Source organism: Micromonospora sp. AMSO12t, assembly GCF_008806585.1.
Classification (GTDB): Bacteria; Actinomycetota; Actinomycetes; order Mycobacteriales; family Micromonosporaceae; genus Micromonospora; species Micromonospora reichwaldensis.
Map to the genome: position 1 here is coordinate 1 of NZ_WAAS01000199.1, position 12,269 is coordinate 12,269.

Genomic DNA, 12,269 nt, shown 5'->3' on the forward strand with positions numbered 1-12,269 from the left:
GGGTGGGGGCGGCGCGGAAGTTGACGGCCTTGTGGGTGCCGTCGCAGAACGGCTTGAGCGCCGACTTCCCGCAGCGGCACAGGGCCACCGTGCCCCGCCGCGCGTCGATGGTCTCCCCGTCGGGGGTGACCAGGGCGAAGTCGCCCCGGACCAGCAGCGGGCCGTCCTGGTAGGGGGTGATGGTGGCTGCCGCGGGAGTGTCGTCGTCGGTGCGCATGGGCGCTGAAGTGCCCCTTGCTCCGGCACTGAAACCCCAGCTCACCGGCGTGCCGTCGCGGTGCGTGACCGGCGTCGTCACCCGGTTCGGCGGTTCGGCGGTGGCCCGCCCGGGATCTTCTGATTGCTCCCGCCCGGTGGGGGATGCCCCGTTTGAACCCCATCGGGACGGGAAGCCGGGCCGCGTGGTGAGCGAACGAGGCAAGGTGGAGCCGGGGCACAAGGTGCGCAAGGGGCTCACGGCCGAGGGTGCCGGGCTGGCGGGCGACCGGGTGGTGGCCGCCGGCAGCGCCGCGCGGGTGCTGGTGGCCGCCACCGCGCGGGCGCTGCGCGGCACCGACTGCGCCGACCTCGGACACCCGGGACACCCGGGGCCGCTGTCTCGGTTCGTCGGCGCGCCCGAACCGGTGCGCCGGGCGGCGGTGATCCGGGCGGCCGGCCGGGTGGCGCTCACCCCCGGCCAGACCGCCGAGGTCGACGCGGGCCGGGTCGCCCGCTGGTTCGCCGAGCAGTACCCGCGCCGCCGCTACCCGGGCGCCCTGATCGGCTCCCCGCACGGCGCGGCCGCGCACCTGGCGATGGCGCTCGGCGTGCCCTGGCTACCGGCCGGGTTCGAGATGACCGTGCACTGGGCGCAGGGCGCCGTCGACCGGCCGCAGGCCGCCCTGGACCACGGTGCCGCCCTCACCGCCCGTCTCCTCGGCGGCAACGCCGACCTGCACGTCCGTCAGGTGCACTGCCCCGCGAGCCGGGGCGCGCTGGCCGGCGCCACGGTGTCGCTGGCGGCCCGGTGGCGGTCCCTGCCGGCCGCGTACGCGCGGTTCCTGGCCGACCGGCTGGAGCCCGGCGCCCCGGTGCTGCTGCTGCGCGACGCCCGCACCTGGCCGGTCTTCGACTCCGCCCCGGGGCACAGCTTCCAGGTCGGCTGCCCGGGCAGCGGCCTCGACCCGGTCGACTTCCACCCGGACAGCCATGCCCTGCGCCAGGTGCTCCGTTCGGCTGGCGGGGACGGCGCGCACTGGGAGCCGCCGGAGGTCGCCTCGCCGCCCGAGCCGGCGGAACACGGCGTGGAGTCCGGTTTCGAGGCCGGCGTCCAGGAGTGGGCCGGCGGGCACGGGCATCCGCTGCACCGGGTCCTCGTGCCGCGGCCGGAGGCGCTCAGCGCCGCGACCGCCGACCTGTACCGGCGCTGGCTGCGCGCGGCCGGCAAGACCGGTGACCGGCTGGTGGTGGAGTGCGGCCGGCTCCTCGACCCGTGGCAGGTGGTCCGGGCCGGCATGGTGCCGTACTGGTGCGAGAACGCCACCCGGCGCAGCGTGGAGGCGGCGGAGTGGTGGCTCGCCGGGAGCGAGCCGTTCAGCTCGGTGGACGTGCTGCCCGAGCCGCCCGGCCTGCGGTCGCCAGCGCTGGCCGGGCTGCCCCAGTGGCTGGCCGTCGCCGGCTTCGGGCGCCGCCGGCGGGCGCTGGACCGCACCTCGGCGCGCGGCTACCCGGTCACCTCGGTGCCCACCCGCCGGGCGACGGAGGTGCTGCGGGCGCAGCCGTACGACCTGCCGACGCCGCCGCCGATGACCGTCCCCGAGGCTCTCGCGGCGCTGCGCGACGGCGGCTCCCACCAGGGGTTACTCGTCTGTTGAGTCGGCCCTTTCGAAACATCCTCGCGAACCCCGGGTCCCGTGATTGAGTACCTACGGAGCGGGAACACCGCTGGCTGCGACGGCCTGATCACGCCGTCCGGCGTGGCGCCGTCGCCCGCTGACATCCCAGTCATGTGACCCATTTTCCGGCCCGGGCGTGGTGCGACCACGCGCGCGCACGACCGGTTTCCTGAATCCGGGCGGGGGACCTTCCTGAGGGAGGCGCGGATGTTCGGACAGACCACCACGACCACACCACCTCCGACCGATCGGGGTCTGGAGGACCTCGACGCGGCCGCACTGGCGTACGCGGCGCGGATCGAGGGCCTACCGCCCGAACGACGCCAGGAGGCACGTGACGACCTCGTCCGGTTCGCCCTGCCGTTCGCGGGCCGGCTGGCCCGCCGCTACCGGGGGCGGGGCGAGCCGCTGGAGGACCTGGAGCAGGTCGCCCGGCTCGGCCTGGTCAACGCCGTCGACCGGTACGACCCCGAGCGGGGCTCCTTCACCGCATACGCGGCCATCACCATCGTCGGCGAGATCAAGCGGCACTTCCGCGACCGCACCTGGGGCGTGCACGTGCCGCGCCGGCTGCGCGACCTGATCCTGGAGGTCGGGCAGGCCACCTCCGCGCTGACCAGCGAGCTGTCCCGGGCCCCGACGGTCGCCGAGCTGGCGGAACGGCTGGAGACCCCGCAGGAGGAGATCCTCGCCGCGCTGGAGTCGGCCGCCGGCTACAGTCCGGCCTCGCTGAACGCCCCCGTCGGCGGGGAGAGCTCGGCGGAGTTCGGCGACCTGGTCGGCGAGTCCGACAACGCGCTGGAGTCCGTCGACGACCGGGTGACGGTCAGCGGGCTTCTGCACCGGCTGCCCTGGCGGGAGCGGCGCATCCTGGCCATGCGCTTCTACGGCAACCAGACCCAGGCGGAGATCGCCGCCCGCTTCGGCATCTCCCAGATGCACGTCTCCCGGCTGCTGTCGCGGGCGCTGACCTGGCTGCGTCAGGCGATGCTGGCCGACGCCCCGCCGCCGTGGCAGAACGGGACCGCCGAGTCGTCCGAGCCGGCGAAGACCAGGATCTCGGTGCGGCACAACGGCGACCGGGTGGTCGTGGAGGTCGGCGGGGAGGTCGACCGGGACGGCGCGGACCAGCTCCGCCGGGCGATGCTGGAGGCGGTGACCGGGCAGCCCGCCGAGGTGGTGGTCGACCTGGTGGGCGCCGGTGGCTTCGACGCCGGCGGCATCGCCGCGCTGATGGCGGGCCGCGAGGCCGCCGCCCGCACCGGGGTACCGCTACGGCTGACCCGCGTCCAGCCGGCCGTGCGCCGCTCACTCACCGCGGCGGGCCTGGCGGCGGCCCGCGAGGGCTGAGACCACGTCGCGAAGAGGGCCGGCACCCCCGGGGTGCCGGCCCTCTCGCGTACGCCCGCTCAGCGCTCGGGCGTGTCGCCGGGCCCGCGCGGATGCCGCCAGCGCTCCCTGGCCTGCGGCTCCCGGTCGCCGCCGGGGCGGGTCTCCTCCGGCTCGTCGGTCTGCTCGAAGCTGGGCCGACGGATGTCGTCCGGCTCGGGGACGTCCACGGGCCGGGCCCCGGACTGCGCCGCGGGCTGGAACGCGGCGGCCTCCCGCGCGCCGTGCGCCCCCTCGGCGGCCGGCGCCTCGGGCACGTGCCTCTCGCGGTGCAGCTCGTCGCCGAAGTCCTGCGGCGGCTTCGTGGTGCGCTGGGGCAGGTCCCGGCCGAGGTCGGCGACGAGCGGACCGTACTTGGCGTCGAAGGCGGGTCGCTCCGAGCGGATCCGGGGCATCCGGTCGAAGTTGCGCAGCGGCGGCGGGCAGGTGGTGGCCCACTCCAGCGAGTTGCCGAAGCCCCACGGGTCGTCGACGTTCACCATCGCCCCGTAGCGCCAGGACTTCCAGGCGTTCCAGATGAAGAAGAGCGTGGACGCGCCGAGCACGAAGGCGGAGATGCTGGAGATGGTGTTCAGGGCGGTGAACCCGTCGGACGGCAGGTAGTCGGCGTACCGGCGGGGCATGCCCTCGTTGCCCAGCCAGTGCTGGACGAGGAAGGTGCCGTGGAAGCCGAGGAACATGGTCCAGAAGTGGGCCTTGCCGAGCCGGTCGTCGAGCAGCCGTCCGGTCATTTTCGGCCACCAGAAGTAGAAGCCGCCGAAGAGCGCGAAGACCACCGTGCCGAACAGCACGTAGTGGAAGTGCCCGACGACAAAGTACGTGTCGTGGGTGTGCCAGTCCGCCGGCGGGCTGGCCAGCAGCACCCCGGTGAGGCCGCCGAAGAGGAAGGTGACCAGGAAGCCGATCGCGAAGAGCATCGGCGTCTCGAAGGTGATCTGCCCCTTCCACATGGTGCCGATCCAGTTGAAGAACTTCACGCCGGTGGGCACCGCGATCAGGTAGCTCAGGATGCTGAAGAACGGCAGCAGCACCTGGCCGGTGGCGAACATGTGGTGGGCCCACACGGTCATCGACAGCACGGTGATCGCGATGGTGGCCAGCACGAGGCCGGTGTATCCGAAGATCGGCTTGCGGGAGAAGACGGGGATGATCTCGGTGATGATGCCGAAGAACGGAATCGCGATGATGTAGACCTCGGGATGGCCGAAGAACCAGAACAGGTGCTGGTAGAGCATCGGGCCGGCGGTCCCCGGGTCGTACACGTGGGCGTTGAGCAGCCGGTCGGCCGCGAGCGCCAGCAGCGCGGCGGCGAGCAGCGGGAACACCAGGATCACCAGCACGCTGGTGAAGAGCATGTTCCAGGTGAAGATCGGCATCCGGAACATGGTCATGCCCGGCGCGCGCAGGGTGAGGATCGTGGTGATCAGGTTGACGGCGCCGAGGATGGTGCCCAGCCCCGAGATCACCAGGCCGATCACCCACATGTTGGCGCCGACGCCGGGGGAGTGCTCCTGGCTGCTCAGCGGCGAGTACGCGGTCCAGCCGAAGTCGGCGGAGCCGCCCGGGGTGAGGAATCCCCCGAGCACCATCAGGCCGCCGAACAGGTAGAGCCAGTACGCGAGGGCGTTGAGCCGGGGGAACGACACGTCGGGGGCGCCGATCTGGATCGGCACGATGTAGTTGGCGAACCCGAACGCCGCGGGGGTGGCGAACAGCAGCAGCATGACCGCGCCGTGCGAGGTGAAGAGCTGGTTGTACTGCTCGGCCGAGAGGAACTGCAGGTTGGGCCGGGCCAACTCGGCGCGCATCAGCATCGCCTGGATCCCGGCGACCAGGAAGAAGCCGAACGAGGTCAGCAGGTAGAGCAGGCCGATCTGCTTGTGGTCGGTGGTGGCCAGGAACCGGGTCAGTTTGCCGCCGGGAAGCGCCTTGCGCAGCGGCCCGGGGTAGCCGCCGAAGCGTGCCGGCGCCAGGATCGCCGGTCCTCGGTCGCGTGGTTCCGTGGTTACCCGCTTGGGCATGTGACTCTCACCCCGCCAGACGACAGATAGGACGGCGCGGCTACCCGCCCCGCATCCCATGAAACCAGGCGACAGCGGTTATTCAGGCGAGAGTGGTAAATTCGGTCAATTCGCGGGCAGTATGGCCCAGACGACCTTCCCGTCGCCGGCGGGGGCGCTGCCCCACCGCTGGGCCGTCTCGCGGACGAGCAGCAGCCCCCGGCCGCCCTCGGCGCGCAGGTCGGCGGCGCCGGCCCGGACCGCGGTCCGGCTGCCGTCGGCGACGACCAGGTGCAGGTACGGCCGGCACAGGGTCAGCGTCACCTGCATCGGTGTGCCGGCGTGCCGGACGACGTTGCCGACCAGCTCGCTGAGCACCAGCGACGCCGGCCCGACGGTCTCCGGCAGGTTCCAGCGGGCGCACGCGTCGGTGACCAGCTCCCGCGCCCGCCGGCAGGCCTCCGCCACCGGTTCGAGCCGGGCCCGCAGCCGGGGCGCCGCCGCCGCGTTCGCCACCCGGGTCGCCTCGTCGCAGTCGCGGCGCACGGGCACCACCCGGCAGGCGGTCGACTGGGCCAGCCAGGTCGCCGCCTCGCCCGGCGGGGCGCACAGCACGACGGGCACCGCCGGCCAGCCGGCCGCGCGACGGGCGATGGCGGCGAAGACCGAGAGGGCGAGCCGGTCACGGACGGTGACGTCGGTGAGGTCGACCACGAGCGCGTCGGGCTGGCTGGCGAGGCAGCCGTCGAGCGCGTCGTGCACCGTGCGCATCGTGCCGAGATCGAGACCGCCACGCAGGCGTACGACGGTCACCGGCGACTCGTCGTGCACCTCGCAGGTGATCCGGCTCGGCATCGGGCGCCCTCGTTTCGCATCGTCGGGGATCTGCGAACTACCCGGCCGCGCGGAGGGTCAAACGGACCGGCCGGGGCGTCGCCGCCCCGGCCGGTCACGATGCGTCACCGGCGGGTCCGGTCCCGCGTGGTCAGGATGCCGAGCGCGATCATGCCCAGGCCCAGGAACAGGTGCAGCCAGTTGTCGGCGTTGTTGACCGGGATGAAGTTGGCCGCGCTGTCATGGTCGATCACCAGGCCGTAGAGCCAGAGCACCAGGTAGATCGCGCCGCCGCCGACCAGGTACGTCCGCGCGCCCGTGACGGTGCGGGCCAGCAGCAGCCCGGCCACCCCGAAGAGCAGGTGGACGATGTTGTGCAGCACCGAGACCTGGAACAGGCCGAGCAGCTTGGATTCGGAGTCGTGCCCGGCGAAGCGCAGGTCGCCGAAGTTGCTGGTGATGCCCGGCACGAAGCCGAGCACGCCGACCAGGAGGAAGACCACCGCCACGGCGGTGGCGGCCCGCCGGACGGGAGCCCTGCCGTCGGCCGGGTTGTGCCGGGCGCGGGAGTGCGCCATGGGACCGGTCACCGCCGTCTCCTCACTGTGCGAGAACGCTGAGTGGATCGCGCCTTCCCGCTGCCCCCACCGTCAAACCCCACCGCCGGGGGACCGCCCCATCCAGGCGCCGGCACACAGCCGGGGCCGGCCCACCGTGACGGCGGGCCGGCCCCGGGGTGCGGATCGCCGGTCAGGCCGGTTGCAGGCGCGGTGCGGCGGCGAGCTGGCGGACCCGCTCGTAGAGGCCCACGTACTTCTCGGCCATCACCGCGGGGGTGAAGCGGACGGCGGCCTCGCGCCGGCACTCGTCCGGATCCAGCAGGCCGGCGGCCAGCAGCAGATCGCCCAGCTCCTCCTCGTCGGCGGTGAGCAGGCCGGTGCGGCCGTGCTCGATCAGCTCGGGCAGGCAGCCCCGGGCGGTGGCCACCACCGGCGTGCCCAGGGCCAGCGACTCGACCACCGCCGTGCCGCCCGGCTCCTCCCAGCGCAGCGGGAACAGCGAGGCCCGGGCGCCGGCCAGCAGGTCGTCGCGTTCCTGCCCGGCCACGGTGCCCACCCAGCGGACCAGGTCACCGTCGACGTGCGGCGCCACCTCGTCGTAGAAGAACCGGACGTCCGGGTTCTGCCGGGCCTCGTCCCCGGCGGCGGCCAGGTCCTCCGGCCGGTGGTACGGGCCGACGGGCCCGGCGAGCACCAGCGGCACCCCCACCCGCCGGGCGAGGCGCGCGCCCACGTCCTGGCCCTTGCCCGGGTTGATCCGGCCGAGGATGATCAGATAGTCGCCCTTCTCCACCCGGGGCCGACGGTCCGCGTCGACGGCGAGCGGGGTGGACAGGTGCACGTGGCCCACCGAGTGCTCCCGCAACGCTTGGGGCGCGCGGGCCAGCTGCGAGGCGGAGACCCCGTTGACCCGGACCCGGTCGCCGCCGTCGACGTTGCCGTAGAGCGCCGGGTGCTTGGCCAGGTCCCAGTGCAGCGTGTGCAGGGCCGGCGGGGCGTCCGGGCCCATCGCGGCGAGCGTCGCCAGGCCGACCGCCTCCACATGGTCGTGCACCAGGTCGATGTCGTCGCGCGAGTGCAACGCGCGCACCACGCCGTTCAGGTGCGCCTGGGAGATGCCGCAGACCTGGTTGTACGGCCGTTGCAGGGCGTGGAACTGCCCGTCGGGAAAGACGGAGAACTTCTCGTCGACCGGCAGGGTGCTGCTGTCGACCGACGCGAGCACCACCCGTACGCCGAGCCGGCGCAACTCCGGCACCAGCGTCGCGATCACGTTCTCGATGCCGCCGTAGCCGGGCGGCGGCACGGACAGCCACGGACCGGCGTTCATCAGGACGGTGAGGCTCATGCGGGATTCCTTCCCTCGGCGGGGGCCTGGGCCGTCCGCGTCCGGTCGTTCGCGGTCACGGGGGGTCGCGTGGTCACGCCGCGGCGACCCGTCGGCGGGGGATCCGGTGCCGCAGCTCGGCCAGGGGCGGCCGTTCCTCGACGGAGACGTCGCTGACGACGATCTCCCGGTCCAGGTTCGGCAGGGCGTCGGAGCCGCCGCGCCGGAACTGGGTCAGCAGCGCGGCGGGCATCGCCCCCGGTGCCGCCCAGCCGCGCCGCTGCAGCCGCGACCAGGCGGTGAGCATGATCTGGGCCGACATCCGGCCCAGCGCGGCCGTGTCCTGGTGGCGGTGCTTGCGCTCGCCCAGGTCCACCTGGGCCAGCGCGTCCAACCCGACCAGCTCGAGCAGGTCGATGAGCATCGCCGTCTCGACCCCGTAGCCGGAGACGAACGGCACCCGCTCCAGCACCTCCCGGCGGCCGGCGTACTCACCGGCGAGGGGCTGCACGAAGCCCGCCAACTCGGGCCAGAACAGGTTCAGCATCGGCCGGGCCATCAGCTCCGTCACCCGCCCGCCGCCGTCGGCCTCCACACTCGACGCCCCGACCAGCGGGCGGTGGTAGAAGCCCTTCACGAAGTCCACCGAGGGATCGGTCAGCAGGGGACCGATCAGCCCGGTCACGAAGTGCGGACGGAACTCGCGCAGGTCGGCGTCGATGAACGCCACCACGTCGCCCTCGGCCGCGGCTAACCCCGCCCAGAGCGCGTCGCCCTTGCCGGTCAGCCGGGGCAGGCCCCGGGTCATCGCGTCCTGGCTCACCACCTCCGCGCCGGCGGCGCGGGCCACGCTGGCGGTGCGGTCGGTGGACCGGGAGTCCACCACGATCAGCTCGTCGACCAGGGCCACCCGCTCCATCAGGTGCTCGCGGATCGTCGACACGATCGCGCCGACCGTGGCCTCCTCGTTTCGGGCCGGCAGGACCACGCTGACCCTGCTGTCCCCCTTGGCGCGGATCAGCCGCCGCGCCGGCCAGTCACCCGCCGACGTGGTGCGGTAGGTGGCCCACGCCTCCACCACCGGTGACACCATCGTTTCCGTATTCCGCACAGGCACCCCCAGATCGTGGCGGAAAAACCTTCCCTGTTTTTCCCACTACCGCACTCGCGCTAACGCAGCATGCCTAACAGCTTGATCACGTCAGTGACGTGACCGGGTTCCGCCCTGGTGAACGTTTGGTTGCGCGCACGCGGGGGGAGTGCAGTCGCCGAACGCGAAACTGTGGCGAAGGGGCTCTTACATGCGCACGTGCCGGGTGGGACTGGTTGGGGCCGGCGGGGTGGCGCAACGCCACGCCCGGGTGTTGGGCGGCTTCGCGGACGTGGAACTGCTCGGGGTGACCGACGTGGTGCCGGAGGCGGCGGCGGAACTGGCGGACGCGCACGGCGCCCGGACCTTCGGCGACGTCGGGGAACTGCTGGCCGCCGGGCCGGACGCGGTCTACGTCTGCGTGCCGCCGTTCGCCCACGGGCCGGCCGAGGAGGCGGTCGTCGCGGCCGGTGTGCCCATGTTCGTCGAGAAGCCGGTCGCCGTCGACCTGGTGACCGCCGAGCGCATCGCCGACCTGGTGGCCGGGCGGGGGCTGCTCACCGGCGTCGGGCACCACTGGCGGTACCTGCCGGTGGTGCAGCAGGCCCGGGAACTGCTCGGCGACCGTCCGGTGCGGATGGTCAGCGGCGCGTGGTGGGACAAGGTGCCCCCGGTGGCCTGGTGGTCGCGGCGGGACCGCTCCGGCGGCCCCGTGGTCGAGCAGGCCGCCCACGTGTTGGACCTCATCCGGTGCCTGGTCGGCGAGGCCACCGAGGTCACCGCGTACGGCAACGGCACCCCGCCGTCCGTCGACGGCGCCGACATCGACTCGGTGACCACCGCGACGCTGCGCTTCGCCGGCGGCGCGGTCGGCACGCTCACCGCCGCCTGCGTGCTCGGCTGGAAGCACCGCGCCGGACTGGAGATCCTCGCCGACGGGCTGGCCCTCTCGCTCAGCGAGGACGGCCTGGTCGTACGCGACGCCGACGGGGAACGCCGCTTCGACGCCGACCCCGAGGCCGCCCGGGTGGCCGTGGACCGGGCCTTCGTCGACGCGGTCCGGGGCGTCGGCGACGACGTCCGCGTCCCGTACGCCGAGGCCCTCGGCACCCAGCGGCTCGCCCTCGCGGTCGCCGACTCCGCCCGCACCGGCCGGCCCGTACGGCTGGACACGCCCGTCGCCGCGCCGCTCGCCGCGGGGGTGACCGTCGATGCGTGACCACGTCGTGGTGGTCAGCGGCCCGGGCCGGGTGGAGCTGGTCGAGCAGGACGCCGCCGAGCTGACCGACGGCACGTTCCGGGTCGAGACGCTGTTCAGCGGCGTCTCCGCGGGCACCGAACTCAGCTACGTCAAGGGCACCAACCCCTACCTCAACGTCACCTGGAACGCCGACCTCGGGCTCTTCCAGCCGGGCGCGGCCAGCACCCCGTACCCGGTGACCCGGCTGGGCTACATGCAGGTGGGCCGGGTGGTGGAGAGCCGTACGCCCGCCGTCGCCGTGGGCACCGTCGGCGCGATGACGTACGGACACCGCACCGGCTGGGTCGCCGACCCGGTCGCCGAGCGGTTCGTGCCGTTGCCCGAGGACCTCGACCCGCTGCTCGGCGTCTACGTCGCGCACATGGGGCCGATCTGCGCCAACGGGGTGCTGCACGCCGCCGCCGACCTGCACGGCGCCGACGTGCGGTCGCTGGGCGACGGGGTGCGGGGCCGCCGGGTCGCGGTCGTCGGCAGCGGGGTGGTGGCCCTGCTCACCGCCCTGTTCGCCAAGCGGCACGGCGCCGCCTCGGTGGTGGTGCTCGACCCGACCCCGCAGCGGCGGGCCGTCGCCGAGGCGCTGGGCCTGGAGACCCTCGACCCGGAGGCCGACGACCCGGCGGTGGTGCTCAAGACCCGCTGGGCGCACGGCCCCGGCGACCGGGGCGCCGACGTGGTGTTCCAGTGCCGGGGGCAGGCGTGGGCGTTGCAGCTCGCGCTGCGCCTGCTGCGCCCCCAGGGCACGGTCGTCGACCTGGCCTTCTACCAGGCCGGCGCGGACGCGGTCCGGTTCGGCGAGGAGTTCCACCACAACGGACTGTCGCTGCGGTGCGCGCAGATCGGCCGGGTGCCGCGCGGGCTCGCCCCCACCTGGGACCGGGAGCGCCTCTCCGCCGAGACGATCGACCTGCTGCGCGCGTACGGGGACGTGATCCGCAAGCACCTCGTCTCGGCGGTGGTGCCGTTCGAGCAGGCCCCGGCCCTGCTGACCGATCTCGCCGAGCGGCGCCGCCAGGAGCTCCAGGTGGTGCTGACCGCCTGAGGCCCCGCGTCGCCCCCCGGGCGGATGGCGCGGCCCGATACCGTGCCAGCCATGACCGCCGCCGCTCCCGTGACGACCCCCGACGACCCCGTGCCGACCGCCGCCGGCGGTTCGGGCGCCCCCGTGGACGACCGGCGGATCGGCCTGGCCGCCCTGCTGCCGTACCTGCGCGCCCACCGCGGCACCCTCGCCGTGGTGGGCGCGCTGTCGCTGGCCGGCGCGGCGGCGTCACTGGCACAACCGCTGCTCACCCGCTCGGTGCTGGACGGGCTCTCCGGCAGCCGATCGGTGGCCGGCCTGGTCGCGGCGCTGGTCGCCCTGGTGCTGGTGGCCGCGGCGATCGGCGGGGTGCGGGACTACCTGCTGCAACGCACCGCGGAGGGGGTCGTGCTGGGCACCCGGCGGCGGCTGGCCGGCCACCTGCTGCGGCTGCCGATCGCCGAGTACGACCGCCGCCGCACCGGCGACCTGCTCTCCCGCGTCGGCTCGGACACCACCCTGCTGCGCGCGGTGGTGACCTCCGGCCTGTTCGAGGTCGTCACCGGCGCCGTGATGGTGCTCGGCGCGGGGGGCGCGATGGTCCTGCTCGACCCGGTGCTGTTCGGGGTGACCCTGCTCGGGGTGGCCGCCGGCATCGGCATCGCCGTCGCCTTCGCCCACCGGGTGCGGGGCCTGGCCCGCGCCGCCCAGGAACGCGTCGGCGAGATGACCTCGGCGGTGGAACGCGCCATCTCCGCCGCCCGGACGATCCGGGCGGCGCGGGCGGAGCGGCGCGAGGCCGACGCGATCGGCGTCAGCGCCGCGCGGGCGTACGCGGCGGGCCTGCGGGTGGCCCGGGTGCAGGCGTTCGTCGGCCCGGCTAGCAGCGTCACCATCCAGGGGGCGTTCCTGCTGG

11 protein-coding genes are annotated in these 12,269 nt (G+C 74.2%); 5 read left to right on the forward strand and 6 right to left on the reverse strand.

Annotated elements, in window-relative coordinates; genetic code table 11:
* On the reverse strand, nt 1-217 hold a 217-nt coding region (locus tag F6X68_RS23770), incomplete at its 3' end, for a CDGSH iron-sulfur domain-containing protein (protein WP_151456361.1).
* Nucleotides 218-440: 223 nt separating this feature from the next.
* On the opposite strand from F6X68_RS23770, the gene F6X68_RS23775 reads away from it, so the two are divergent.
* Nucleotides 441-1,853, forward strand: a complete 1,413-nt coding sequence (locus tag F6X68_RS23775) for a hypothetical protein (protein ID WP_151456369.1) — start codon at nt 441-443, stop codon at nt 1,851-1,853.
* Nucleotides 1,854-2,081: 228 nt separating this feature from the next.
* Nucleotides 2,082-3,224, forward strand: coding sequence for a SigB/SigF/SigG family RNA polymerase sigma factor (locus F6X68_RS23780; protein ID WP_151456362.1), 1,143 nt, complete (start codon nt 2,082-2,084; stop codon nt 3,222-3,224).
* A gap of 59 nt (nt 3,225-3,283) precedes the next feature.
* Here F6X68_RS23780 and ctaD read toward each other — a convergent pair whose 3' ends face one another.
* The 5 genes from ctaD to F6X68_RS23805 form a co-directional block, all read right to left on the reverse strand.
* Complete coding sequence (gene ctaD / locus F6X68_RS23785) at nt 3,284-5,284, reverse strand: cytochrome c oxidase subunit I (protein ID WP_151456363.1); 2,001 nt, start codon at nt 5,282-5,284, stop codon at nt 3,284-3,286.
* A 105-nt stretch (nt 5,285-5,389) separates the two neighbouring features.
* Nucleotides 5,390-6,118: an STAS domain-containing protein gene (locus tag F6X68_RS23790; RefSeq protein ID WP_151456364.1), complete on the reverse strand. Its 729-nt coding sequence runs from the start codon at nt 6,116-6,118 to the stop codon at nt 5,390-5,392.
* A 104-nt stretch (nt 6,119-6,222) separates the two neighbouring features.
* Nucleotides 6,223-6,675 (reverse strand): DUF4383 domain-containing protein, encoded by a 453-nt coding sequence (locus tag F6X68_RS23795; protein ID WP_151456370.1) that lies wholly within the window; start codon nt 6,673-6,675, stop codon nt 6,223-6,225.
* A 172-nt stretch (nt 6,676-6,847) separates the two neighbouring features.
* Complete coding sequence (locus F6X68_RS23800) at nt 6,848-8,005, reverse strand: glycosyltransferase (RefSeq protein ID WP_151456365.1); 1,158 nt, start codon at nt 8,003-8,005, stop codon at nt 6,848-6,850.
* Nucleotides 8,006-8,078: 73 nt separating this feature from the next.
* The gene (locus tag F6X68_RS23805; protein ID WP_192581519.1) at nt 8,079-9,077 is read right to left on the reverse strand and encodes a glucosyl-3-phosphoglycerate synthase; all 999 of its coding nucleotides are present in this window, start codon (nt 9,075-9,077) and stop codon (nt 8,079-8,081) included.
* A gap of 208 nt (nt 9,078-9,285) precedes the next feature.
* Here F6X68_RS23805 and F6X68_RS23810 point away from each other — a divergent pair, with 208 nt between their 5' ends.
* The 3 genes from F6X68_RS23810 to F6X68_RS23820 all read left to right on the forward strand — a co-directional run.
* The gene (locus tag F6X68_RS23810; protein ID WP_151456366.1) at nt 9,286-10,293 is read left to right on the forward strand and encodes a Gfo/Idh/MocA family protein; all 1,008 of its coding nucleotides are present in this window, start codon (nt 9,286-9,288) and stop codon (nt 10,291-10,293) included.
* Nucleotides 10,286-11,374: a zinc-binding alcohol dehydrogenase gene (locus tag F6X68_RS23815; protein ID WP_151456367.1), complete on the forward strand. Its 1,089-nt coding sequence runs from the start codon at nt 10,286-10,288 to the stop codon at nt 11,372-11,374. Before F6X68_RS23810 ends, F6X68_RS23815 begins: the two co-directional genes overlap by 8 nt.
* A gap of 51 nt (nt 11,375-11,425) precedes the next feature.
* On the forward strand, nt 11,426-12,269 hold an 844-nt coding region (locus F6X68_RS23820; protein ID WP_151456368.1), incomplete at its 3' end, for an ABC transporter transmembrane domain-containing protein.